Raw genomic sequence first — 25028 nt, 5'->3', positions numbered from 1 at the left:
GAGAAGAACCTTGCAGAAGTTCGCCACCACCGCCGCGATCTCCACCGTCCTCGACATCCCCGCCGGCCGCATCCAGCTCATCGCCGCCGACCGGGCCGACGCCACCGTCGACGTCCGCCCCGCGAACGCCGCCAAGGGCGCCGACGTGAAGGCCGCCGAGCAGATCACCGTCGAGTACGCCGACGGCGTCCTGCGGATCACCGCCGCCCCGGCGAAGAACCGGATCCTGGGCGACTCCGGATCGGTCGAGGTGACCGTCCAGCTGCCCGCCGGCTCCCACGTCGAGGCCAAGACCGCCGCCGCCGAACTCCGCGGCGTCGGACGCCTCGGCGACGTCACCGTCGAGGGCGCACAGGGCACGGTCAACCTCGACGAGACCGCCACCGCCCGCCTCACCCTCCAGGCCGGCGACATCACGGTCGGCCGCCTCGGCGGCCCCGCCGAGATCAGCACCCAGAAGGGCGACCTCCGCATCACCGAAGCCGTCAGCGGCACGGTCACCCTGACCACCCAGTCCGGCGAGATCACCGTCGGCGCCGCCCGCGGCGTCTCCGCCACCCTCGACGCCGGCACCGCCTACGGCCGCATCCACAACGCCCTCACCCACACCGCCGGCACCACCGCAGGCCTCAACATCCACGCCACCACCTCCTACGGCGACATCACCGCCCGCAGCCTCTGAAACCGTCACCGCGACCGAGCCGGCCACCGTGACAAGGCGGGCCGTCTCCGCCGCCCGAGCCTCGTCCCACCCGAGGGCGGCGTACTTCCGACACCGAGTCGGAGTACGCCGCCCTGTCGGCGTTCTCGGCCGCCTTCCGTCCGTCAGCCGAACCGCAGCTGCTGGTTCGTTCCGCCGTTGCAGGCGTACTGGCGCAGGGCGACGCCGTCGGCCGTCGAAGACCCCTCCGCCTCAAGGCACTTGGCGCTGTGCCGAGCCACGAGCGTGACATGTCCGGTGGCGGCCGACCGCACCGCCCACTCCTGGTTCCGGCCGCCGTTGCAGGTGTACTGGAACACCTGGGCGCCGTCGGCGGTCGAAGCGCCGCTGACGTCCAGGCACTTGCCGCTGTGCCGGGCGACGACGCTCACGTAGCCGGCGGCGGCGGGCCGGAGCGACCACTGCTGGTTCGTTCCGCCGTTGCATCCGTACTGCACGACGGACGTGCCGTCGGCCGTCGAACCACCCACCACGTCCAGGCACTTGGAGCTGTGTCGGAACACCGGGGTCTGCCAGGCGGCGGACGCGGCCGGGCGGAAGGTCCAGGACTGGTTGGCCCCGGTGGTCGGCCGGTAGACGCCCACCTCGGCGCCGTCGTGGGCCGCCGCGCCGAAGACGTCCAGGAGGAGCCCGGACGCGCTGTTGAGGAGCGTGGCGTGACCGTCGCCCGTGGTGGAACGCATCCACCGCTGTTCGGCACCGGTCCCGGGGGCCGCGAGGCCGAGCGTCCCGGACGTGACCGCGAGCGCCTTGCCCGTCCTGGCGTTGGTCACCCGGTACGTGGCCGCGTTGCCCCAGTCGGTCGCCGCGAGCTTGGTGAAGGTCCACTGCTGGGCGGTGTCGGCCGGGTTCGAGGCGCGCTGCACCGGCAGGTCCTTCCCGGCGGCGGTGGTGACCGAGAGGGCCATCCCGCTGTGGTCGTTGAGGATCTGCCGGGCCGCGCCGACGGGCGCGCTCGTGGCGGCGGGGTTCACCCCCGTGACGCCGGGGAGGACGAAGGTGGTGACGGAGCCGGCGCCTACGGTGGCCGTCATCGTCCTCCCCGCGGTGCTGAGGTCCGTACCGCGCTGGACGTCGCGGGTGGCGTCGGTCGTGTACCGCTCGACCGCTCCGCCGACGGTCCCGAAACCGTCGAGGTCGAGGGTGAGTTCACGGGCGGCACCGCTGCGATTGGTGTGGACGAGGACGAGCCCCTGGCCTCCGGGCCGTACGGCCGCGAGCGTGTCGGGGTCGTCGGTGGCGAGGACACGGGCGCCGGGCCGGACGAATCGGCTGTACTGCGCCATCACCCCGTACTTCTTGTTCTTGCGCAGCGGTTCGGTGGCCGCGTCGGTGGGGGTGAAGTCGGTCTGGATGAGGCCCCAGTTGGAGTTCTCACGCTCCGGGGTCATGTTCTCGTAGTCCTCGACGGCCTGCCACAACACCCAGGCCCGGGGCTCCAGTTCCCTGATGTCGTCGTTGATCCGGCGGGCCAGGTCGAGCCCCGGACTCATGTCGGTGAAGCTCTGCGGCACGCTGCCGCCGAGGTCCACCTCCGACATCCACAGCGGGCTGGCCTCGCCCTTGGCGACGTCACGGACCCCGGTGCGCCCGCTCGTACCGTATGTGTGGGTGTTGATCCGGCCGACGGCATCACGGACGGCCGGCGCGTACTGCTCCCAGTTCGCGCGGGCCGTCGACGGGTTCGTCTCGTCCATGGCGGCGATCGGGGTGGTGACGCCCCGGGCGTCGAGGGTGGCGCGCAGGGTGCTGATCATCCGGGCCTGGGACGCGGGGTCCCAGTGGGATCCCTCCTGTCGGCCGCCGGCCCGCCAGTAGTCGGTGTTGGGCTCGTTGACCGGGGAGATCGAGTCGAAGGTGACACCGGAACCCTGTTCGGCGCGATGGAGGGAACCGGCGAGGTAGGCGGCGAACCGCTCGTACTGGTCGGAGCGGAGGTTGTCCTGCCGGGGGTCGGCCGCGCCGGAGACGAGACCGCTACGGGTCATGAAGTACGGGGCGGAGTTGGAGAAGGCCTCGAAGGTGGAGGCGCCGCGGGCCTTGGCGGCGGAGAGCCACCAGCGCTGGTTGGCGTCGGCCCGGTCGTTCCAGTGGGCCGGGTTGTCCGGGTCCCACCAGTCGGGGGACTCGGCACCGGGCCGGTTCCAGTAGCCGGGTACGGCACCGCCGGCCCGCATGTAGGGGACGGTCTCGGGGCTGTCGCCGCCGCCGATGTTGTAGCGGGCGACGGTGAATCCGAGGCCGTCCGCGCCGTAGAGGGCGTCCGCGAGGGCGTTGCGCCGCTCGTCCGGCCAGCCGCCGGTGACGTTCGCGAACCAGGCGAGGGCGGTCCCCCAGCCTTCGAAGGCCGGCTGCTGGTAGCTGGGGTCGGGCCGGACGGTCAGCGCGTCGGCCTCGGCCTCGGATCCGGCCTCGGCGGTCGGCGCCGCCGAGGCGGCGGCCACCGGGGCGCCGACGAGGGTGGGCAGGGCGAGCGCGGCTCCCGCGGCGAGCGCGCCGAGCCGGACTTTCCGTCGGCGCCCGGAGGCGCCCCGAACGGAGGAGGTCTGCACGTGTTCACTCCCTGAGGTGTGCGAGGACATGGACGGGCGTGTCCGTGCGACGGTGCTCAGACCGCCGTACGGCTCCACCGCTGGTTGGTGCCGCTGTTGCAGGTCCACTGGACCAGCGCGGTCCCGTCGGCCGTGGACGTGTTGGTGACGTCGAGGCACTTGCCGCTGTGGACGGCGGCCAGCCGGACGGCCGTGTTCGCGCCGGTCACGCTCCACCGCTGCCCCGCCCTGCCGTCGCAGGTGTACTGCGCGACCGCGGCGCCGTCGGCGGTCGAACCGCCGCTCACGGTGAGGCACTTGCCGCTGAAGCGGGCGACGATCTGCACGTGGCCGCTGCCGACGCTCCGGAGCCAGAACTGCTGGTTGACGCTGTTGCCGCCGCAGCTCCACTGGATCAGGGCACCGCCGTCGGCGGTGGACCGGTCGGCGACGTCGGCGCACTTGCCGCTGTGCGCGGCGGTGAGGGTCTCCCAGCTGCCGAGGCCCTTCACCGTGCCGGCGGCCGCGTCGACGGTGATCTGCGGGAAGTAGTCCATGGCCATGGTCGTCCCGGTGGGGAAGCGGAGCGGCAGCCAGACGTACTGCGAGTCGTTGACGTTGCCTCCGATGGAGTCGCCCCAGCGGTCGCCGAGGTAGAGGTACGAGGTGCCGGCGGTGCCCTGGACGGGCAGGACGTACGCGGTCTGGGAGCCGTACGTGGTGCCGTCGCCGATGTCGTTCAGACCGCTCCAGGTACCGGTGACGCTGGTCGCGGTGCCGTACTTCTGCTGGTTGGGGGACCAGCCGGTGGCGCCGGAGGTGAGCAGGAAGTAGACGCCGTCGCGCTTGAAGAGGGCGGGTGCCTCGCGCCACTGGCCGGGCCAGAGCTTCTGGACCTGGGAGGCGATGCCGGTGTAGTCGGCGGTCAGCCGGTAGACGTGGAGGTCGGCGTTCTCGTTGGCGGCGGAGATCATGTAGCCCGCGCCGTCGGTGTCGACGAAGGTCGTGATGTCACGGGACATGTGGCCGAGCGGACGGAAGCTGCCGAGCCAGGTGTAGTCGCCGTCGACGGTGGAGGAGACGGCGACCGCGGCGCGCGCCTCGCCGTAGTCGGTGGCGTTCTCCTTGTGCATCCACATCACGAACTGCCCGGTGGCCGCGTTGTACATGACCTTGGGGCGCTCGATGTTGGCCGACTGCAGCTCGGGGTCGGTGCCCTGGGTGAGGACGTGGTGGCGGAACTCCCAGGTCTTCAGGTCGGTGGAGCGGTAGGCGGAGACGTGACGGAAGGTGTTGTCGGCGTTCCGGTTCTCGCCGAACCAGTAGTAGTACGAGCCGGCCTTGACGACTCCGCCGCCGTGGGCGTGGACGGGGTTGCCCGCCGGGTCGGTGAACTGGGTGGCGTTGGTGACGGTGGCGGTGGCGGCGTGGGCCGTGCCCAGCGGGCCGAGAAGGGTGAGGAGGACGGCACAGAGTGCGGTGAGCACCGTGAACGTCCCCGAGGGGGTGCGTCGCATGATCGCGTACCTCGCGGCTGGGGGGAAGGGGAAGGGGAGGGCGGTGCGGGGCGGCCGGACGCACCGGGGTGCGGGAAGTCGGCCGGAGCGGGTGAGGGGAGTCGGCCGGAGCGAGGTGCGGGAAGTCGGCCGGAGCGGGGTGCGGGAAGTCGGCCGGAGCTGGCGCGGGGAGCCGGCCGGAGCGGGGTCGCGCACGCCGCGGCCTGGATGTCCGCCGTGTGTCACGGAGGTGCCACCCTTCCATGTTCGCGTTAACACGAGCGGTTCGGGGGAGAGTCTGGGAGGGGCGAATCGGACTGTCAAGGAGTCGGACAACATCCGTCGAGGGTTTGACCGCCCCTCATGTTTGCGTCAACATGCACGCAGTACGGTTGCCCGCGCGCGCGGTCGGCCCCCCAGTTCCCTGCGGAAGGTCGCGTGCGTGGTGACGGACAGGAAAACGAAGTCTCCGCGGTCGCGGCCCGCCCGGCAGTGGCCGTCCATGGCGGACGTCGCCACGATGGCGGGCGTCTCCTCGCAGACCGTGTCCCGTGTGGCGAACAACCGGGAGAACGTCGACGCGAACACCCGCGAGAAGGTGCTCTCCGCCATGCAGGTGCTCGGCTACCGCCCCAACACGGCGGCCCGCGCCCTGGTCACGGGCAGGTTCGGTGCCCTGGGCGTGGTCAGCTTCGACGTCGGCGCGCACGGCAACGCCCGTACCCTCGCCGCCATCGCCGACGCCGCCCGCGAGGCCGACTTCTCCGTCAACTTCATGGGCGTCCGGGCCCAGACGGAGGCCGCCGTCCGTCGTGCGTTCCAGCATCTGATGCTGCAGTCCGTCGACGGCATCGTGCTCGTCGAGTCGCAGATGCTCGACACCCCGTCCCTCCATCTGCCACCGTCGATGCCGGTGGTCGTCGCCGACGGCGACACCGGCCACCGCTACCCCAACGTCGACTTCGACCAGGCCCACGGCGCGCACAGCGTGGTGAGCCATCTCCTCGGCCTCGGGCACCGGACGGTCTGGCATCTGTCGGGCCCCCGCGACTCGTTCGCGGCGCGGCGGCGCGCCGAGTCCTGGGAGCGGACCCTGACCGCCGCGGGCGCGCCCGTACCCCCGGTGCTGTACGGGGACTGGACGGCGGAGTCCGGCTACCGGGCCGGCCTCGGCCTCGGGCGCCGCCGGGAGGTGACCGCCGTCTTCGCCGCCAACGACCAGATGGCGCTCGGGATGCTGCGAGCCCTGCGCGAGTCGGGGCGGGACGTGCCCGGGGACATCAGCGTGGCCGGCTTCGACGACATCGCCGAGGCCGCGTATCTCCATCCGCCGTTGACGACGGTGCACCAGGACTTCGAGGTGGTCGGCCGCCACTGTGTCTCGTTGCTGCTCGACCAGATCGAGGGCCACACGGACGGCCCGCGCCGCAGGGCGGTGGAACCGGTCCTGGTGATCCGCTCGAGTACGGCCCCGCCACCGCCGGGAACCTCGGCCTGACCCGGCACACGGCCCGCCCTCACCTGACGGCCCCGGCACCCTTGCCCGACCCGACCCTTCACTCTCCCCCGGCGCCCGGGCACACGGTCCGCCCTCACCTCATGGCCCCGGCACCCTCGCTCGACCCCTGACCCGACCCTTCACTCGCCCCCGGCGTCCGGGCGCGACCCGCCCACATCTCACCGCCCCGGCCCCTACGCCGACCGCCGCTCACGCCCGGCACCCGGCACCCGGCTCCTACCTCACCCCTCCGCCCGCCCCCGGCGCCCCCGTGCTCGCCCGTTCCATCAGGGTCGTCGGGACGAGTCGTACCCCCGTCACCGTCTCCCCGCGCAGCTCCCGCAGCACCGCGTCGACGCACCACTCCCCCACCTGGGCGAAGTCCTGGCGCACGGTCGTCAGCGGCGGGATGAAAGATGCCGCCTCCGCGATGTCGTCGAAGCCGACGACGCTCACGTCCTCGGGCACCCGTCTGCCCCGCTCGTGGAAGGCCCTGAGCACGCCGAGGGCCATCTGGTCGTTGGCCACGAACACCGCCCCGCAGTCGGGCTCGTCGGCGAGCCGCAGCCCCGCCTCGTAGCCGGATTCGGGGGTCCAGTCCCCGCGCAGGACGGGCGGCACCTTCCGTCCCTCCTCGCGCAGGGCGGCCTCCCAGGCCTGCGCGCGGCGGCCGGCGGCGAAGGACTCCTCGGGGCCCGCGACGTGCCACACCGTGGCGTGCCCGAGGTCGAGCAGGTGCCGCACCGCCGTGCGGGCGCCCTGTCGCTGGTCCGTGTCCACGACCGGGAAGCGGCCGGTGGCGTCGGAGTCCACCACGACCACCTTGACGTGCGGGGGCAGGGTGAGCGCGGCGGTGTCGAGGAGGTGGACCTCCATGATGAGCACGACGGCGTCGACGGCCAGTTCGTCGAGCCGGGTGAAGGCTCCTCTGACGTTGTCCTGGGTGGGCGCGTCGAGCGGGATGAGGGTGACGGCGTATCCCGCGTGGGAGGCCGATCTGGCGATGGCCTCCAGGGTGCGGACGTTGCCGGTGCTGGAGAGGCCCATGGTGATGACGCCGATGGCACGGAACTCGCCGCGCTTGAGGGCGCGGGCCGCGCTGTTGGGGCGGTAGCCGAGCTCCTTCATGGCGTCGAGGACCTTCGCGCGGGTGCTCTCGACGACGGCCGCGTCACCGTTGGAGACGCGGGAGACGGTCTGCGAGGAGACCCCCGCGAGCTGGGCGACGTCCGCCATGGAGACCCGGCGCGGCCTGCCTCTCGCCCCTCGCGGGCTGTCGCTCCCGGCCGTCGTCGGCCCCTCGGCCGTGTTCTTCTCCGCCACCCGAATCCCTCTCATTCACCGCTGCTTCACGCTTGACGCCCCCCAGTGGGAGTGTCACCATCACGCTACCGATGATTACGTAAACATTTCTCGTCGGCCAGCCCACGCGGGGCCGATTTCCGGCCGCCGGACCCTCACGTCCCGGCGCCCCTCGCACACCGTCTTCGCCCCTCGCTCCGCTCCTCTCCCTGTCTCCGGACCCGCTCGGTCACCGACGCAAGGACCCCAGCCATGACGCTCCTGTCGACGCGCGCTACGGCAGCACCACCGCCCCGCCCACGAGCCCGCTTCCGCCTCCGCAAGGAGGCCCTCGTGGGCTGGGGATTCGCCGGCCCGTTCGTCGCGGTCTTCGGCCTCGTCTTCCTCGCGCCGATCGGATACGCGCTGTACCTGAGCCTCTTCCAGGACCGGCTCATCGGCGGCACCTCCTTCGTCGGCCTCGACAACTACGGCAAAGCGCTGACCGACCCCCGCTTCTGGGAGGGGCTGACCCGGGTCGGTCTCTTCCTCGTGGTCCAGGTGCCGGTCATGCTGGGCATCGCCCTGCTCGTGGCCCTCGCGATCGACAGCGGCCGGCTCTACGGCAAGGCCTTCTTCCGCGTCTCGATCTTCCTCCCCTACGCCGTGCCCGCCGTCGTCGCCAGTCTCATCTGGGGCTTCATGTACGGCACGCAGTTCGGCCTCGTCGGAAACGTCAACGACGCGTTCGGAATCGCCCTGCCGGACCCGCTCTCCCCCTCCCTGGTCCTCGCCTCCATCGGCAACATCGTGACCTGGGAGTTCGTCGGCTACAACATGCTGATCTTCTACGCGGCGCTCAAGGTCGTACCCCGCTCGCTCTACGAGGCCGCGGCGATCGACGGCGCCGGCGAGTGGCGGGTCGTCACCTCGATCAAGCTGCCCGCGATCCGCAGCGCACTCGTCATCGCCACCATCTTCTCGATCATCGGCAGCTTCCAGCTCTTCAACGAGCCCAGCATCCTGCAGAAGCTCGCCCCCAACGCGATCACCAGCGACTTCACCCCCAACGTCTACACCTACTCGCTGTCCTTCTCGGGCCAGCAGCACAACTACGCGGCGACCGTGGCGATCGTGATGGGTGTCCTCACCGCGATCATCGCCTACACGGTCCAGCTGCGCGGCATGCGGAAGGGCTGAGCCGATGACCACCTCCCTCCCCAGCGCGGTCTCCGGATCCGGCACGGAAAGCGGCACGGAAAGCGGCATGGAAAGCGGCACGGGAAGCGGCGCCCGTACGGCAATGACCGGCGCCCGCGCCGCGAAGCGTCGCAAGCGCCCCCCGCACACCCCGCTCCACCCCCGCCCCAGCGTGCCGCTGACACTCGTGACCGGCCTGGTCCTCGTCTACACCCTGCTGCCGCTCGCCTGGCTGGTCGTCAACGCGACCAAGGACCAGAACGGGCTCCTCGACTCCTTCGGCCTCTGGTTCGCCGACGACTCCCACTTCTGGGACAACATCGGCCGGACCCTCACGTACGACGACGGCGTGTTCGTCCGCTGGCTGCTCAACACCCTGCTGTACGTCGTCGCCGGCGCGGGCGGCGCCACGATCCTCGCCGTCCTCGGCGGGTACGCCCTCGCCACGTACGACTTCCCCGGCCGCCGGGCGGTGTTCGCGGTGGTCCTCGGGGCAGTGGCCGTGCCCGGCACCGCCCTCGCCGTGCCCACCTTCCTCATGTTCAGCAACATGGGCCTGACGAACACCCCGTGGGCGGTGATCATCCCGTCCCTGATCTCGCCCTTCGGGCTCTATCTGATGTGGGTCTTCGCCGCCGAGTCCGTCCCCACCGAACTCCTGGAGGCCGCGCGCATCGACGGCTCCGGCGAGCTGCGCACCTTCTTCACGATCGCGCTGCCGCTGCTGATGCCGGGGACCGTGACCGTGCTCCTGTTCTCGATGGTCGCGACCTGGAACAACTACTTCCTGCCGCTGATCATGATCAAGGATCCCGACTGGTACCCGCTGACCCTCGGCCTCAACGCCTGGAACGCCCAGGCCCAGACGGCGGGCGGCGAGGCCGTGTTCGACCTCATCATCACCGGCTCCCTGCTGACGATCGTGCCGATCGTGGCCGTCTTCCTGCTGCTCCAGCGGTACTGGCAGTCCGGCCTGGCCGCGGGCGGCGTCAAGGAATAGCGCCCCGTCCTCCCTCTGCCGATTCTCTCCTTCTCCTCTCCCTTCTCCTCTCCCTCTCCTCTTCTCCCTTCTCGCTTCCCTCTCCTCCCCGCCGAACCCTCGACCAGGAGCACAGCCCATGAGAACGCACTCCACCCGCAGCCTCCTCGGCGCCCTCGCCGTCGTCTCCACGCTCGTGCTGACCGCCACGGCCTGCGGCGGCGACGCCTCGGACGGCGGCGCCGGCAGCGGCGCACCGAAGGACGTCAAGGCCGCGCTCGAGAAGGGCGGAAAGGTGACCGTGTGGGCCTGGGAGCCCACGCTCAAGAAGGTGGCGGAGGACTTCGAGAAGAAGTACCCCAAGGTCGACGTCGAGCTGGTCAACGCGGGCACCGGCGACAAGCAGTACACCGCCCTGCAGAACGCGATGGCGGCCGGCTCCGGCGCCCCCGACGTGGCACAGGTCGAGTACTACGCCCTCGGTCAGTTCGCCATCGGCAAGTCCGTCGAGGACCTCTCCTCCTACGGCGCCCAGAAGTACGGCACGGCCTTCACCCCCGGCCCGTGGAACGCGGTCACCCAGGACAAGGCGATCTACGCCCTGCCCATGGACTCGGGCCCCATGGCGTTCTTCTACAACAAGAAGGTCTTCGACAGGCACGGCATCAAGGTGCCGACGACCTGGGACGAGTACGTGGACGCGGCCCGCGCCCTCCACAAGGCCGACCCCAAGATCTTCATCACCAACGACACCGGTGACGCCGGCGCCACCACCAGCCTCATCTGGCAGGCCGGCGGCCGCCCCTACAAGACCGACGGCACGAACGTCACGATCGACTTCGGCGACAAGGGCACCCGGACGTACACCGCGACCTGGCAGAAGCTCCTCGACGAGAAGCTGGTCGCGCCGATCAGCTCGTGGAGCGACGCCTGGTACAAGGGTCTGGCCGACGGCTCCCTCGCCACCCTCTCCATCGGCGCCTGGATGCCGGCCAACCTGACCTCCGGGGTCGCCTCCGCCTCCGGCGACTGGCGGGTCGCTCCGCTGCCGCAGTGGACGAAGGGCGACAGGACGAGCGCGGAGAACGGCGGCAGTTCGCTCGCCGTGCCGAAGGCCGCCAAGAACAAGGAACTCGCCTACGCGTTCACGGAGTTCGCGACCACCGGAGCCGGCGCGAGCGCCCGCGTCGCCGCGGGCGCCTTCCCCGCGACCCGCGCGGACCTGGAGTCGAAGGCGTTCCTCGACACCGCGTTCCCGTACTTCGGCGGCCAGCAGGCCAACCGGATATTCGCCGAGTCCGCCCGCAACGTGGGCGCCGACTGGTCCTACCTGCCGTACCAGGTGTACGCGAACTCGGTCTTCAACGACACCGTGGGCAAGGCGTACGTCTCCCCGACCACTCTCACCGAGGGTCTGAAGAAGTGGCAGGAGGCCGGCGTGACGTACGGCAACGACCAGGGCTTCACCGTCAACAAGTAACCAGGTCTCCCGGCCGCCGGGCGGGTCCCGGTCGACGTGTCCGACGCACGCGCGCGTAGCGTGAGTGCGTCGGCTCCGTCGTCTCTCACCTGGAGATCCGCCTGTGTCCAGCGCCGCCCCGACCCGTACCGCCGTCGTCGAATCCCTCATGGACCGCTTCCCCGGAGTCCCTCCGGAGGCCGTGTTCAAGGAGGACCTGCTGCGCGGCGGGCTCGCCTTCGACCCGTCCGCGCTGTCCGGGAACGAGGGGGGTGACGTGAAGCCGAAGTCGTACTTCATCTTCTCCTTCGACCACCGCACGCTGCCGGAGCTCGGGGAGGCGGCGCTGAACCGCCCGCCGGAGGAGATCGTGCTCACGGGCGGCCCGTACGGGCTGCGCCGCACGGTGGTCTCGGTCCGGGTCAACCCGTCGTCCCCCTACCGGGTGGCGCCGGACGGCGACGGGGCGCTCGCGCTGTTCCTCGACGGCGTCAAGATCGCCGATGTCGGTCTGCCGCCGATGCCGGAGTACTACCGGCACCCGCTGTCGAACGGCAAGTCCGTGATGGAGGTCGCGCCGACCATCCAGTGGGGTTACCTGATCTACCTCACGGTCTTCCGGGTCTGCCAGTACTTCGGCGCCAAGGAGGAGTGCCAGTACTGCGACATCAACCACAACTGGCGCCAGCACAAGGCGGCGGGCCGCCCGTACACCGGGGTGAAGCCGGTCGACGAGGTCCTGGAGGCCCTGGAGATCATCGACCGCCACGACACCGCCCGTACCTCGACCGCGTACACCCTCACGGGTGGGGCGGTCACGTCCCAGGTCGGCGGGAAGGACGAGGCCGACTTCTACGGGCAGTACGCGCGCGCGATCGAGGAGCGTTTCCCCGGCCGCTGGATCGGCAAGGTCGTCGCGCAGGCGCTGCCGAAGGAGGACGTGCAGCGGTTCCACGACTACGGCATCCGGATCTACCACCCGAACTACGAGGTGTGGGACCGTCGACTGTTCGAGCTGTACTGCCCCGGCAAGGAGCGCTACATCGGCCGGGACGAGTGGCACCGCCGGATCCTGGACTCCGCCGAGGTCTTCGGGCCGCGCAATGTCATCCCGAACTTCGTCGCGGGCGTCGAGATGGCCCGTCCCGCCGGCTTCCTGACCGTGGACGAGGCGATCGCCTCCACCCGGGAGGGCCTGCGGTTCTTCATGTCGCGCGGGATCACGCCCCGTTTCACCACCTGGTGCCCGGAGCCGACGACCCCGCTGGGGCGCGAGAACCCGGACGGCGCTCCGCTGGAGTACCACCTCGGTCTCCTTGAGGCGTACACGGAGACGCTCCAGGAGAACGGTCTGACGCCCCCGCCCGGGTACGGGCCCGCCGGCCCCGGCCGCGCGGTGTTCTCGGTCAGCTCGTTCATGGACGCGCTCCCGCCGGCTCCGGGCGAGTGACGACGGAGCGGTGACGCGAAAGAGCCGGTGCCCCTCAGGGGTACCGGCTCTTTCGCGAAGGTGGGGTCTGGCTCGGGTCTGGCTCGGGGTCTGGCTCGGGGTCCGGCTCGGGGGCGTCAGGCGGCGAGTTCGGCCTCGTCCTTCGCGTCGGCCGTGGGGGCCGGCTTGCTGTCACGCATCACCAGGGTGGCGAGGACCGCCGCCGCGAGGACACCGATGGCGCTGATGGTGAAGGTGGTGGACATCGAGGAGGCGAAGGCCTCCTTGGCGGCGTTGATCAGACCGGCGTCGCCCTGGGCGACGGCCAGCGCGCCGCCGATCGACTGCTTGGCCTGCTCGGGGGCGTCGGCCGGCATCGCGGAGGAGAAGGTGCTGGTGAGGAGCGAGCCGAGGATCGCGATGCCGAGCGCGGTGCCGGCCTGCTGGATGGTGTCGTTCAGGGCGGAGCCGACGCCCGCCTTCTCCGCGGGGATGGTGCTCATCAGGGCGCCGACGGCGGCCGGCATCGCGAGGCCGGCACCGAGGCCGAGGAGGCCGAGGGCCACGGCCGGGACGGTGAAGCCTGAGTGGGCGTCGACCGTGGTCAGCAGGGCGAAGGAGCCGGCCATGGTCAGCATGCCGGCCAGGATGAGGACGCGGTTGCCGATCTTCGCGGCGAGGCCGGCACCGGCGCCGTTGCCGATGAGGGCGGCGACGGCGAGCGGGACGAAGGCGAGGCCCGCCTTGACCGGCGAGTAGCCGAGGACGAACTGCAGGTACTGGGTGAGGACGAGGAGCAGGCCGCCGTTGCCGATCTGCACGAGGGTCAGCGAGAGCGAACCGCCGCTGAAGTTGCGGTGCTTGAAGAGGACCAGCGGCACCATCGGCTCGGGGGTGACGTTCTCCCAGATCACGAATCCGCCGAGGGTGACGACCGCGACCGCCAGGGTGATGAGCCCGCGGCCGTCGAAGGCACCGTGCTGCGGGATCTCGATGATCCACCAGATCATCGCGGTCATGCCGACCGCGGAGAGGATCGCGCCGAGCGGGTCGGGCTTCTGCCACGGGCCCTTCGACTCGGGCATCAGGGTGAGGGCGGCGAGGACGGCGAGGACGACGACCGGCACGTTGATGAAGAAGATCGACTGCCAGGAGAAGTGGTCGATCAGGAAGCCGCCGAGGACCGGGCTGCCGACCAGGCCGAGCATCGAGACCGAGCCCCAGGCCGCCATCGCCCGGGGGCGCTCGTCCTCGTCGAAGACGGTGATGAGGATGGAGAGCGTCGAGGGCATGATCAGCGCGCCGCCGACACCCATGGTGACCCGTGCGGCGATGACCTCGCCGGGGGTGGTGCAGACCGTCGCGGCCAGGGAGGCCGCGCCGAAGAGCAGCAGACCGATGATCATGATCTTCCGGCGGCCGAAGCGGTCACCGAGGCTTCCCGAGGTGAGCAGGAGTCCCGCGAAGACCAGGATGTAGGAGTCCAGGATCCACTGGATGTCCTGGGCGCTCGCACCGATGTCCTCGGTCATGGACGGGACCGCGACGGTCAGCGCCATGCTGTCGACCACAAGGACCAGCGTGCTGAGGCACAGCACGACCAGGATCCACCAGCGGCGTGGGTTGCGGGTCTGGGTTTCCATGGGACTTCCCCCTCGGCTTCGGAAGCGCTCGGCTTCCGTCGGCGCTCGTTTCCTTCGATGCGAACACTGTACGCAGCTGCGCACAGTGTTCGCAACCCCCGATCGCTGTACGCTGGATGCGAACGCCGTACGCAGTACCCAAGGAAGCGGCACCGAAGGAGGACCATGGCCGGCAAGGCGAACCCCGTCCCGTCCGTGTGGGCACGGCAGCAGCCCACCCCCGATCAGCCCGCGCTCAGCCGCGCGTCGATCGTCCGCGAGGCGATCGTCATGCTCGACGCCGACGGCATCGAGGCGCTCAGCATGCGCAAGCTCGGCGCCCGCCTGAACGCGGGCGCGACCTCCCTCTACCGCCATGTCGCGACCAAGGACGAGCTGATGGAGCTCGCCGTGGACGAGGTCGCGGCCGAGTTCACCGTCCCGCCGCCGGGCAGCCCCTGGCGCGCCGCCGCCACCGAGGCGGCGGTCTCGTTCCGGGCGACGGCCCTGCGTCACCCGTGGCTCTCGTCCGTCCTCGGACAGGCGGGCCTCGCCTACCTGGGACCCAACCTGATGTCGTACTCGGAGCGGCTCGCCGGACTGTTCACGGCCGCCGGCTTCCCGGAGCCGAGCCGCGCGATCGACACCGTCCTGTCGTACGTCATCGGCATGAGCACGACGGAGGCGGCCTGGCTCATCACGGTCGCACGCTCGGGGAGCACGGAGGCGGACCTCATCGCCGGCCTGATGCCGGCCGCGCAGCAGGCGGCGGCCGGGCACGACCACCTCACCGAGGCGTACGCGGACGCCGCCGTGCACGCGACGATCGACCCGGTCGCCATCCGGGACGAGAAGTTCTTCTACGGCCTTGAGGTGGTTCTGGACGGCCTGGAGATGCGACTGCCGCGCTGAACGGAGGCGGGGGCCGGGCCGGACGCGGAGGCGCGGGCCGGGCCGGACGCGGAGGCGCGGGCGGGCGTCGGCCGGGGCGACGGCGAGTCCGCCCCCGGCCACAGCCTCGCCGCGCCCGCGGCCCCCACCAGCGCCACGGTGGTGAGGACGGCCGCCGAGGTGGCCGGGCCCGCCGTCGCGGCGAGCCAGCCGGCGAGCGGGTAGGTGAGCAGCCAGCAGGCGTGCGAGAGGGAGAACCGGGCCGCGAAGGCGGCGGGCAGGTCGGCGCTCCGGACGGAGCGGCGCACCACCCTGCCGCCGGGGGTGAGCACCGCCGAGCCCGCGGCGCCGGTGACCAGCCAGACCGTGAGCAGGGCGGGCCATGACCAGGCTCCGGGCGCGACGGTGAGGCCGAGGGCCAGGAGCGCCAGGGCCCCGGGCAGGACGAAGGCGGCCCGGACCATGACCGCGCGGTCGCCGCCCCGTGCCAGGACGCGCGGCAGCAGCAGGGCCACCACCATCGAGCCCGCGCCGTACGCGCCGAGGGCGAGCGGTACGTCGCCGGCGGGACGGCCGAGGGTGTCACGGACGAGGATCACGGTGTCGACCAGGACCACGGCACCGGCCGCCGCGACGGCCAGGTCGAGGGCGAGGAGGGCCCGCAGGCGCGGGGAGGCGAACACGAGCCGGATCCCGGAGACCGCCTTGGCGTACGTCCGCGGGCAGGGGTCTCCGGCGCCGGAGGGCTCCGGGTCCGCGTCCGGGAGGGCCGTCGTGCGCACCAGGAGGGCGGAGGCGAGGAACCCCACGGCGGTGCCGGTGAAGAGCCAGCCGTACGGGACGACGGTCAGCAGCGCGGCGGCGAGGACCGGGCTCGCCAGGCTCTCCAGGTCGTACGCGAGCCGGGCGAGCGACAGGGCCTCGGTGTAGTCGCGTTCGCCGGGCAGCACCTGCGGGATCGTCGCCTGGAAGGCCGGCGTGAAGGCGGCCGAGGCGGCCTGGAGCAGCAGGATCAGTACGTACACCTGCCAGATCCGGTTGACGAACGGCAGGGCGAGCACGACCGTCGCCCGCGCCAGGTCCATGGAGACGAGCAGCGCCCGCCGGGGTACGCGGTCGGCGAGGGCCCCGACGAGCGGGGCGATCACGACGTACGCGGCCATCTTGATCGCGAGGGCGGTGCCGAGCACGGCGGCGGCGTTCGTGCCCGCCAGGTCGTACGCGAGGAGACTCAGGGCCACGGTCGCCAGGCCGGTGCCGGTGAGGGCGACGACCTGCGCGCCGAACAGGCGGCGGTACGTGGGGTTGCGCAGCACGGACAGCATGAGACGCCCCGGTCGGCCACGGCGGACTGCGGACGTCTCCACGGTAGCCGACATGTGCATGGTTGCGCACATGTTGACTTCAGGGGGCCTGCAGGGGACCTCTCAGTCGTGCCAGGGCTCCCCGCTCACCTCGTGGTCGGCACGGCTGATCGCCTCGACCACCAGACGCTTCAGGTGCCCGTCCGGCATGGCGTACACGACCCGGCGTCCGTCCTTCCGGGACTGGACGAGCCCGGCGAGGCGCAGCTTGGCCAGGTGCTGACTGACGGCGGGGCGCGCCGCCCCGCAGGCCTCCGTCAGGGCGGTCACATCGGCCTCGCCCCGGGTGAGCAGCCAGACCAGGTGCAGCCGGGTGGGGTCGGAGAGCAGGCCGAACACCTCCGCCGCCGCCGAGAGTTCGAGCGCTCCCGGCGTCCGCTCGTGCGGGCGGGACGCGGCCGCGGCCGCGGGATCTTCGCGCTCAGACATGGGCCCATCGTAGGCAGGCGGGCGGGCGGCCCTCAGCCGGCCGGGCCCGGGACCGTGCCCAGGAAGCGGATGTGGGGAGGTCCGCCGGGGTCCGGGCGGGTCACGGCGGCGCGGACGCGGTAGACGTCGGCGATCAGCTTCTCGGTGAGGACCTCGTCCGGGGTGCCGGAGGCGACGACGCGGCCGTTCGCCAGGACCACGAGCCGGTCGCAGTGCATCGCCGCCAGGTTCAGGTCGTGGAGGGCGACGACGGCGGTGAGCCGCAGCTCGGCGACGAGGGCCAGGAGGTCCAGCTGGTGCTGGATGTCGAGGTGGTTGGTGGGTTCGTCGAGGAGCAGCTCGCGCGGCTCCTGGGCGAGGGCGCGGGCGATCTGGACGCGCTGGCGTTCGCCGCCGGAGAGGGTGCGCCAGGGCTGCCGGGCCCGGTCGGTGAGGCCGGTGCGTGCGAGGGCGGAGCGTACGGCGGTCTCGTCGGCCGTCGAGGGCGGCGTCCAGGCACGGCGGTGCGGGACGCGGCCGAGGCGTACGACGTCGGCGACGGTCAGGTCGGTCTGGGTGTCGGCCTGTTGCTCGACGGTGGCGAGGCGCCGGGCGACGGTCCGGCGTCCGAGCGTCCCGAGCGGGTCGCCGTCGAGGGTGACGACCCCGGAGTCCGGTGCGAGGACACCCGCGAGGAGCCGCAGGAGCGTGGACTTCCCCGAACCGTTGGGCCCGAGGAGGCCGGTGACGGTTCCGGGCGTGAGGGTGAGGGTGACCCCGTCGAGGACGAGGCTGCCACCGGCGATACGCGAGACGCGGTCGGCGCGGAGCCCGGCGGAGGCGTGAGGGCCGGTACACGCGCGCGTGGCGGGGCTCGTTGTCATCGCGTGCTCCTCGTGCGGTACAGGACCAGCACGAAGGCCGGTACGCCGATCAGCGAGGTCACCACGCCCACCGGCACCTCCTGGGGGTCGAGGACCGTGCGCGCCAGCGTGTCCGCCCACACGAGGAACACCGCCCCCGTCACGGCCGTGACCGGCAGCAGCTTCGCGTGCCCCGGGCCGGCGAGCGCCCGTGCGGCGTGCGGCAGGACGAGGCCGACGAAGCCGATCGCTCCCGCCGCGGAGACCAGAGCCGCCGTCAGGAGCGCGGTGACGCACAGCAGGATCAGCCGGGTCCTGGCGACGGCGACGCCGAGCGACGCCGCGGCCTCCTCGCCGAACGCGAACGCGTCCAGCGTCCTCGCGTGCCCGCCGCAGACCAGCAGCGCCGCCGCGAGGACCGCGAAGCACACCGCCACATCGCTCCAGCCGGCCCCGCCGAGCGAGCCGAGCAGCCAGAACAGCACGCCGCGCGTGGTCTCGGCGTCGGCCGCCGTCATCACGACGAACGAGGTGAGGGCCGAGAAGAGCTGCATCGCGGCGACGCCCGAGAGGACCACGCGGTCCGTCGAGCCACCCAGGGTGTGGCTCAGGAGCAGCACGAGACCGAAGGAGCACACCGCCCCCAGGAACGCCCCTCCGGTGACGGAGAGGACTCCCCCGCCGACACCCAGGACGACGACGGCGACCGCGCCGGTCGAGGCGCCGGAGGAGACGCCGAGGACGAAGGGGTCGGCGAGCGGGTTGCGCAGCAGCGACTGCATCACCGCCCCGCAGACCGCGAGCCCGGCGCCGCAGACGGCGGCGAGGAGGGTACGGGGCAGCCGCAGGTCCCACACGATGCCGTCCCGGATCGGCGAGACCTCCGAGACTCCCCCGCCGAGGTGGGCGGCGACCACGGACCAGACGTCGCCGACACCGATGTCGGCCGGGCCGATGGTGATCGCCACGGCGACGGAGGCCGCCAGGACCGCGAGCCCCGCCACCGTCCACAGCAGCGCGGCGCCCCCTCCGCGTACGACGAGCGCGGACCGGGCGGGCGAGGTCGCGGTCACTTCGCGAGACCGTACGAGCGGAGCGCGGCCGCCACCTTCTCGACGCCCTCGACCGTCCGCAGGGTCGGGTTCATCGCCTGGCCGCTGAGCAGCACGTACCGCTTCTTCCGTACCGCCGTCATGTTCCGGGTGACCGGGTCGGACTCCAGGAACTCGATCTTCTTGGCGGCGCTCTCGGCCGACTGCGAGCGGCGGGTCAGGTCGCCGATCACGAGGACGTCGGGGTCGCGGTCGGCGACGGTCTCCCAGTTGATCTGGGGCCACTCCGCGCGCGTGTCGTCGAAGACGTTCTTCATGCCGAGGGTGCGGGTGACGATGCCGGGGGCGCCGCAACAGCCCGCCATGTAGGGCGATTCCGCGTTGGCGAACCAGTAGAGGACCGTGACGTCCGTGAAGTCGCCCGTGGAAGTGGCCTTGGCCACCCGTGTCCTGAGCGAGGCGACGAGCTTCTCGCCACGCTCCGGAACGGCGAACACCCGGGCCAGGTCGCGGATTTCGCCGTACACCGTCTCCATGGTCAGCGGCCGGGTACGGACCCCGTCGCCGTCGCCGCTGTTGTCCTTGCCGACGCAGTCGGTGGGCGAGAGGTAGGTGGGGACGCCGAGCTTCTCGAAGCGCTCACGGGGCGCCACCCCGCCCTTGCCGAGGGTGTACGCGAAGGAGGCCGCCGCGAAGTCGGGTTCGGCGTCGAGGACCTTCTCGAAGGAGGGGTAGCGGTCGGCGAGGCGCGGGACCTTCGCGTTCTCCTTCTCCAGGCCCTTGAGCACCGGGTCCGTCCAGGTCGCGGTGCCCACCATGCGGTCGGCGAGGCCGAGGGCGAGCATGATCTCCGCCGCACCCTGGTCGAGGGCGACGGCCCGCTGCGGTGGCCGGTCGACGGTGACCCGCTGTCCGCAGTTGTCGTCGAGTGTCACGGGGTGGCCCGAGGTCGTACCCCCGGTGCTCTTCGCGGACGGGGCGGCGGTCCCGCCCCCGCACCCGGTCGCGGTGAGGATCAGTGTGCCGGCGGCCAGGAACAGCGCGGCGGAGCGGGCGGGGTGTGCGAGCGGCACGGGAACTTCCTCTGCGGCCACGGCTCATACGCGGAGCCTGTCGTACGGTGCTCCCCGTACGACAGCGTGCCGCCGGGGCCGCCAGCAGGTCTTCGGACTCGGGGTCAGCCGGACGGAGCGCCTTCCCGGGCCCGTCGTGCCGCCCAGTGGCCGATGCTCCGCCCGTCGCCCTCACCGCTGCGCGTCAGTTCCGGTTTCGCACCGGATTCCCTGACCCGTGCACGTACCCGTTCAGGTGCGTACAAAGGTGCGACTGGCCTCGGCACAGTACCACCGGCCCGCTCGGCGGCCCGGGGGCGCCGCCGGTGGCGAACCGGCGCCGGTCCCGTCTCAGATGCGCAGCTCCTTGGCCTCGAAGCGGCCGTCCCCCAGGACCAGGACGAAGGAGACCTGCTGCCCCTCGGAGAGCGTGCGGCCCTCCCCCTCGATGTCCTCGGCGCTGAACCAGACCTGCTCCTCGGAGCCCACGGGGACGACGAATCCGTAGCCGCCGGTGCGGTTGAAGGAATGCACGAACCCTTTGCTTCTGCCTTCCACGGCGGCCTCCTCGTCGTCACCGGCGACGCGGCCGAGGGGGGCGAGGGCCCGCTCGGCCGCATCCGCGTCTCAGACGACTTCTACCCCGTGCGCCCGCCGTTCGCCCGTGGCGCGTCGCGCGGGCGACCAGGGCGCTGCGGTGTGCAGGCCGTGTGTACGTACCACTCCCCGGAGTCTCGTACAATATTCAACAGAGGCCTGGTGTCGGAGATCCCCCGTGTCCGACACCGGGCCTCTGCCTGTCTTCCGTCAGGCCGTGCCGCTGACCGTGAGCCAGCCGCACGATCACCTCGACCGCGAGTCCGCGAGTCCGCGAGTCCGCGAGTCGACCATCTGACCCATGGGTCGACCAATCAACCCCACTCTGATCGATATTCGATCATTCGACACTTTTACATTGACTCGCTCATCGGCCACACCTAGCTTCTGGCGGCACCAGACCTCGAGAAAGGTGTCGCACATGACCATGGAGGCATTCCCCGGGCGGCGTGCGACGGTCGGTGGGCTCATCGCCGTCGCGCTCGCCCTCGCCGGCAGCGTCACCCTCACCACCGCGCCCGCCTCGGCCGCCGGGAGCACCACGTACGTGGACTGCTCCCGCCCGGACGCCGGCGACGGCAGCCAGGCCTCGCCGTTGAACAGCATCGCCCAGGCCAACGCACGGACGTACGCCGCCGGTGACACCCTCGCCCTCGCGTCCGGCACCACCTGCGTCGGTTCCCTCGCCCCCAAGGGCAGCGGCACCGCCAACGCCCCCATCACGCTCACGAGTTACGGCGCCGGCGCGCTGCCCGTGATCGACGGTGCCGGCGCCCCGGACACCGTCTCCCTGACCAACCAGGACCACTGGCGGATCGGCAACCTCAAGCTGACCAATCCCGCCGCCTCCCTCGCCCGCCGCACGGGGCTGCGGATCTCCGCGAACGACGGAACGGCGCACCGCGGCTTCGACATCGGCCACCTGGTCGTCGACCGCGTCGCCGGCCAGACGAGCAAGAACAGCCCGACCACGGAGGACTTCGTCCAGTCCGCCGGCATCGTCACGGGCGCGAGCGGCACCGGCTCGACCCTGAACGACGTCTACGTTCACGACAACCAGATCAGCAACACGGGCGGGGGCGGCCTCAAGATCCGGGTCGGCGCCATGGCCGTGAAGGGCTCCGGGGTCCTGATCGAGCACAACGTCATCAAGGACGTCGGGGGCGACGGCATCATCGCCAGCTACGCCGACGCGCCCATGATCCAGTACAACAACGCCTCCGGCATCGGCAACGGCGTCTATCCCTTCTCCGGCGGCAACTTCGCCGGCATCTGGGTGCTCGGCGACCACAACCCGACCATCCAGAAGAACGCCGTGTACGGGATCACCAGGATGTCCGTGGCCGACAGCCAGGCCTTCGACTGCGACTGGGGCAACACCGGCACCTGTCTGATCCAGTACAACTTCAGCCGCGACAACATCGGCGGCTTCTTCCTCGACTGCGACGGGTGCGGCACCATCGGCGGCGCCCAGCAGGTCATCCGCTACAACATCTCCGAGAACGACTGCCGGATGAGCAGCGTCAGCGCGGGCCGGTCCGCGCTGCACCTGTACAACAACGTCTTCTACTGCACGGACAAGAAGTTCAGCATCACCCTCCCCGACGAGAGCGTCGTCGAGAACAACATCTGGGTGGGCACCAGCGACTCCCGGCTGCCCACGGGCGCGGGGATCTCCTGGCTCTGGAACGTCTTCCAGGGCGTGCCGAGGCCGACCGCCAACGGCATCGTGGCCGACCCGCGGTTCGTGAACCCCGGCACGGGCGGCAACTCGCTCGACTCCGCCGACGGGTACAAGCTCCGCGCCACGTCGCCGGCGCTGAACAACGGCTCAGTGATCAGCGGCAACGGAGGCCGCGACTACTGGGCGAACCCGGTGTCCGCGACCTCCAAGCCGCATCGCGGCGCGTACAACGGCCCCGGCTTGTAGCCCGCTCGCGTCCCGGGGCGGGTCGCTGTCAGGCGCCGGGGGTGGTCGTCCTCGTCAGCCACGGGGCGGCGGCCGCGAGCAGGGCGGTCACGCCGAGCGGGATCGTCGGCCCGGGTACGGGGGCGAAGTGCGGCGAGTGGTTGGCGGGGACGGTGTCGGGGAGGCCGTCCTCCAGGAGCGAGGCGGGGTCGATGCCCGCGTAGAGGGCGGGGTCGGCACCGCCGAAGTGCCAGAAGACGGACGGGACGCCGAGCGCGGTCCCGAAGGTGCCGAAGTCCTCGCTGCCGGTGATGATCTGAGTGAGCGTGAAGACCCGGCCCTCACCGAGGACTTCCGTGAGGGATTCCTGCACGAAGGCGGTCGCCGCCGCGTCGTTGACGGTGACCGGGAAGGAGTTGAGCGGGGTGAACTCGGGCTCCTTGGGGGCGCCCGAGGCGACGGCCTCGGCCCGGACGATGCGCGTGACGGCGGCCAGGATCCGGTCGCGTACGGCCGGGGTCGTCGAGCGGACGTTGATCCACAGTTCGGCGGAGTCCGGGATGATGTTCTCCTTCGTCCCGGCGTGCAGCGAGCCGACGGTGACGACGCCGGTCTGGGCGGGTCCGATCTCCCGGGAGACCACCGTCTGCAGCCGCATCACGACCGCCGCCGCGAGCACCACGGGGTCGACGGCCGTCTCCGGGGAGGAGCCGTGTCCGCCCCGGCCGAAGAGGGTCACCCGGAAGCTGTCGGAGGCCGCCATCACCGGTCCCGGCCGGGTCCCGACGAAGCCGACCGGGGCGGGGGCCACGTGCTGGCCGAGGCAGACCTCGGCGCGCGGGAAGCGGTCGAGGAAGCCGTCCTCGATCATGGCGGGCGCCCCGCCGACCTCCTCGGCGGGCTGGAAGACGGCGACGACGGTGCCGTGCCAGGCCTCCCGGTGGGCGGCGAGCTGGGCGGTGGCGCCGAGCAGACAGGTGACGTGCATGTCGTGCCCGCAGGCGTGCATGACGGGCACTTCGTTGCCGTCGGGGTCGGTGCCGGTGGCGGTGGAGGCGTACGGGAGTCCGGTCTCCTCCTTGACGGGGAGGGCGTCCATGTCGGCGCGGAGCAGGACGACGGGGCCGGGGCCGTTGGCGAGGACGCCGACGACTCCGGTCCGTCCGACGCCCTCGGTGACCTCCCAGCCCTGGGCCCGCAGCTGCCCGGCGACGACACCGGCGGTGCGGAACTCCTGGAACGAGAGCTCGGGGTGGGCGTGCAGATCCTCGTAGAGGGCGAGCAGCCCGGGCAGCCGCGCGTCGAGACCGGAGAGGAGCGGGGCGAGGGGCGTGGCGGCGGTCTCGACGGTCATGCGGGGTCCTTTGCGGTGGTGAGGGCCGGGGACGTCGACGGTTCGTCGGCGGCGGCGCGGAAGGCGGCCGCGTCCTGTGGGGTGAGGCAGGCCATGACGGCGGCGATCAGCGCGCCGAGGACGAGGAAGCCGAAGGCGACCTGGAAGGAGAAGGCGTCGGCGAGGGTGCCCATGACGGGCGGGGCGACCATGCCGGCGACCTGGCCGCCGAGGATGACGACGGCGCTGCCCACGCCCACGTACGCCGGGGAGAGACCGGCGAGGGGGACGGCGAAGATCGGCATGTACGCGAGGGAGGCGGCGAAGACGGCGACGGTGCCGAAGACGACGAAGCCGGTGACGGACGGCGCGTTCGCCATGAGGAGCAGGGCGACGGCGGAGACGGCCATGCCGGGGACGATGATCTTGCGGTGGTGGCCGCCGAGCCGGTCGGCGAGCCGGCCGCCGAGGACGGTGGCGAGCGCGGCGCCGAGCGCGGGGATGGCGATGAGGGCTCCGGCGGAGGTGAGGGAGACGCCGTGCTCCTCACTGAGGTACGAGGGGACCCAGGTGTTGAGGCCCCAGACGATGGTGCTGTAGCCGAACATCATCAGGGCGAAGCGCCACAGGACGCCCTTGCGCAGGACCGCACGGAGGGCGGGGCCGGCGGCCTCGGTACCGGCGTCCTCCGCGCCTTCCGTACGGGGCAGCGGGGCCGGGAGCCAGAGGCGTACGGCGACGAGGGCGAGGATGCCGAGGGCGGCGGTCGACCAGAAGGCCGAGCGCCAGCCGAAGACGGCGACGAGCGGGGCGACGGCCAGCGGGGTGATGACGGCGGCGAGGGCGTTGGAGCTCATGACCGTGCCGTTGGCGCTCATGCGCTCCTCGGGCCGGGTGCGCTCGACCAGGACCTTCGTGGCGGCGGGCGGGAAGATCCCTTCGGCCGCGCCGAAGGCGAAGCGCAGGGCGAGCAGCACGGCGAAGGACCAGGCGAAGCCGGTGAGGGCGGTGAAGACCGACCAGGTCAGCAGCGCCCAGAGGGTCACCCGCCGGCCGCCGAACCGGTCGGCGAGCAGGCCGCCGGGGATCTGGCAGAGGGCGTAGGCGAGGAAGAAGGCGGAGACGACGAGGCCCTGCCGGGTGCGGTCGAGGTCGAACTCCGCGCCGAGGGAGGGCAGGACGAGGTTGATCACGAGCCGGTCGGCGTAGTCGACCAGCCAGGCCGCGAAGAGCAGGACGACCGTGACGCGGACGGTTCTGCGGTGCGCGGACGGCGCCGCCGGGGGCGCCGGAAGGGTCGGAGCAGGCACGGTACTCCTCTCGCCGGTGGCCGAATCTGGTGG

20 protein-coding genes and 1 riboswitch are annotated in these 25028 nt (G+C 71.8%); of the genes, 8 read left to right on the top strand and 12 right to left on the bottom strand.

Annotated elements, in window-relative coordinates; all coding sequences use genetic code 11:
• The first annotated feature begins 10 nt into the window (after nucleotides 1-10).
• The gene (locus OG462_RS33790) at nucleotides 11-682 is read left to right on the top strand and encodes a DUF4097 family beta strand repeat-containing protein (RefSeq protein WP_406063558.1); all 672 of its coding nucleotides are present in this window, start codon (nucleotides 11-13) and stop codon (nucleotides 680-682) included.
• Nucleotides 683-825: 143 nt separating this feature from the next.
• Here the strand turns inward: OG462_RS33790 and OG462_RS33785 are convergent, their stop codons facing one another.
• Nucleotides 826-3273 carry an RICIN domain-containing protein gene (locus OG462_RS33785; protein WP_406063556.1) on the bottom strand — a complete coding sequence of 816 codons (2448 nt, stop codon included), beginning with the start codon at nucleotides 3271-3273 and terminating at the stop codon, nucleotides 826-828.
• A gap of 56 nt (nucleotides 3274-3329) precedes the next feature.
• Nucleotides 3330-4769 carry an RICIN domain-containing protein gene (locus tag OG462_RS33780; RefSeq protein WP_406063555.1) on the bottom strand — a complete coding sequence of 480 codons (1440 nt, stop codon included), beginning with the start codon at nucleotides 4767-4769 and terminating at the stop codon, nucleotides 3330-3332.
• 481 nt (nucleotides 4770-5250) lie between these two features.
• Between OG462_RS33780 and OG462_RS33775 the strand changes: the two genes are divergently transcribed.
• Nucleotides 5251-6246 (top strand): LacI family DNA-binding transcriptional regulator, encoded by a 996-nt coding sequence (locus OG462_RS33775; protein WP_406063553.1) that lies wholly within the window; start codon nucleotides 5251-5253, stop codon nucleotides 6244-6246.
• A 237-nt stretch (nucleotides 6247-6483) separates the two neighbouring features.
• Here OG462_RS33775 and OG462_RS33770 read toward each other — a convergent pair whose 3' ends face one another.
• On the bottom strand, nucleotides 6484-7482 hold the full coding sequence (locus tag OG462_RS33770; protein WP_406066826.1) for a LacI family DNA-binding transcriptional regulator: 999 nt from the start codon (nucleotides 7480-7482) through the stop codon (nucleotides 6484-6486).
• Nucleotides 7483-7800: 318 nt separating this feature from the next.
• Here OG462_RS33770 and OG462_RS33765 point away from each other — a divergent pair, with 318 nt between their 5' ends.
• From OG462_RS33765 to OG462_RS33750, 4 genes are all read left to right on the top strand, one after another.
• The gene (locus tag OG462_RS33765) at nucleotides 7801-8727 is read left to right on the top strand and encodes a carbohydrate ABC transporter permease (RefSeq protein ID WP_406063551.1); all 927 of its coding nucleotides are present in this window, start codon (nucleotides 7801-7803) and stop codon (nucleotides 8725-8727) included.
• A 103-nt stretch (nucleotides 8728-8830) separates the two neighbouring features.
• Complete coding sequence (locus OG462_RS33760; protein ID WP_406066825.1) at nucleotides 8831-9727, top strand: carbohydrate ABC transporter permease; 897 nt, start codon at nucleotides 8831-8833, stop codon at nucleotides 9725-9727.
• Between the two features lie 118 nt (nucleotides 9728-9845).
• On the top strand, nucleotides 9846-11186 hold the full coding sequence (locus tag OG462_RS33755; protein WP_406063550.1) for an ABC transporter substrate-binding protein: 1341 nt from the start codon (nucleotides 9846-9848) through the stop codon (nucleotides 11184-11186).
• Between the two features lie 148 nt (nucleotides 11187-11334).
• Nucleotides 11335-12615 carry a radical SAM protein gene (locus tag OG462_RS33750; RefSeq protein ID WP_406066824.1) on the top strand — a complete coding sequence of 427 codons (1281 nt, stop codon included), beginning with the start codon at nucleotides 11335-11337 and terminating at the stop codon, nucleotides 12613-12615.
• A 116-nt stretch (nucleotides 12616-12731) separates the two neighbouring features.
• Here the strand turns inward: OG462_RS33750 and OG462_RS33745 are convergent, their stop codons facing one another.
• Nucleotides 12732-14237 (bottom strand): MFS transporter, encoded by a 1506-nt coding sequence (locus tag OG462_RS33745; RefSeq protein ID WP_406063548.1) that lies wholly within the window; start codon nucleotides 14235-14237, stop codon nucleotides 12732-12734.
• A 165-nt stretch (nucleotides 14238-14402) separates the two neighbouring features.
• On the opposite strand from OG462_RS33745, the gene OG462_RS33740 reads away from it, so the two are divergent.
• Entirely contained in the window at nucleotides 14403-15128 is a 726-nt protein-coding gene (locus tag OG462_RS33740; protein ID WP_406063546.1) for a TetR/AcrR family transcriptional regulator C-terminal domain-containing protein, read from the top strand.
• Here the strand turns inward: OG462_RS33740 and OG462_RS33735 are convergent.
• The 6 genes from OG462_RS33735 to OG462_RS33710 form a co-directional block, all read right to left on the bottom strand.
• Nucleotides 15077-16432: an MFS transporter gene (locus tag OG462_RS33735; protein ID WP_406066823.1), complete on the bottom strand. Its 1356-nt coding sequence runs from the start codon at nucleotides 16430-16432 to the stop codon at nucleotides 15077-15079. The two genes, OG462_RS33740 and OG462_RS33735, sit on opposite strands and share 52 nt — an antisense overlap.
• Before the next feature lie 102 nt (nucleotides 16433-16534).
• Nucleotides 16535-16900, bottom strand: a complete 366-nt coding sequence (locus OG462_RS33730) for an ArsR/SmtB family transcription factor (protein WP_406063545.1) — start codon at nucleotides 16898-16900, stop codon at nucleotides 16535-16537.
• 32 nt (nucleotides 16901-16932) lie between these two features.
• Nucleotides 16933-17763 (bottom strand): ABC transporter ATP-binding protein, encoded by an 831-nt coding sequence (locus OG462_RS33725; protein WP_406063543.1) that lies wholly within the window; start codon nucleotides 17761-17763, stop codon nucleotides 16933-16935.
• Entirely contained in the window at nucleotides 17760-18815 is a 1056-nt protein-coding gene (locus OG462_RS33720) for a FecCD family ABC transporter permease (RefSeq protein ID WP_406063541.1), read from the bottom strand. The genes OG462_RS33725 and OG462_RS33720 overlap by 4 nt, the downstream gene beginning before the upstream one ends.
• Complete coding sequence (locus tag OG462_RS33715; protein ID WP_406063539.1) at nucleotides 18812-19867, bottom strand: ABC transporter substrate-binding protein; 1056 nt, start codon at nucleotides 19865-19867, stop codon at nucleotides 18812-18814. Before OG462_RS33715 ends, OG462_RS33720 begins: the two co-directional genes overlap by 4 nt.
• Nucleotides 19868-19953: 86 nt before the next feature.
• Nucleotides 19954-20079, bottom strand: a riboswitch (cobalamin riboswitch).
• A 118-nt stretch (nucleotides 20080-20197) separates the two neighbouring features.
• A complete protein-coding gene (locus tag OG462_RS33710; RefSeq protein ID WP_406063537.1) occupies nucleotides 20198-20404 on the bottom strand; it encodes a cold-shock protein in 207 nt (68 codons plus the stop codon).
• Between the two features lie 460 nt (nucleotides 20405-20864).
• Here OG462_RS33710 and OG462_RS33705 point away from each other — a divergent pair, with 460 nt between their 5' ends.
• Nucleotides 20865-22373: a right-handed parallel beta-helix repeat-containing protein gene (locus OG462_RS33705; protein WP_406063535.1), complete on the top strand. Its 1509-nt coding sequence runs from the start codon at nucleotides 20865-20867 to the stop codon at nucleotides 22371-22373.
• Nucleotides 22374-22401: 28 nt separating this feature from the next.
• On the opposite strand, the gene OG462_RS33700 is transcribed toward OG462_RS33705, so the two are convergent.
• Together OG462_RS33700 and OG462_RS33695 are read right to left on the bottom strand one after the other, a co-directional pair.
• A complete protein-coding gene (locus tag OG462_RS33700; protein ID WP_406063533.1) occupies nucleotides 22402-23706 on the bottom strand; it encodes an amidohydrolase in 1305 nt (434 codons plus the stop codon).
• A complete protein-coding gene (locus OG462_RS33695) occupies nucleotides 23703-24995 on the bottom strand; it encodes an MFS transporter (RefSeq protein WP_406063531.1) in 1293 nt (430 codons plus the stop codon). The genes OG462_RS33700 and OG462_RS33695 overlap by 4 nt, the downstream gene beginning before the upstream one ends.
• Nucleotides 24996-25028 lie beyond the last annotated feature (33 nt).

Source organism: Streptomyces sp. NBC_01077 (assembly GCF_045162855.1).
Lineage (GTDB): Bacteria > Actinomycetota > Actinomycetes > Streptomycetales > Streptomycetaceae > Streptomyces.
This window is presented reverse-complemented; position numbering and strand designations above follow the sequence as displayed.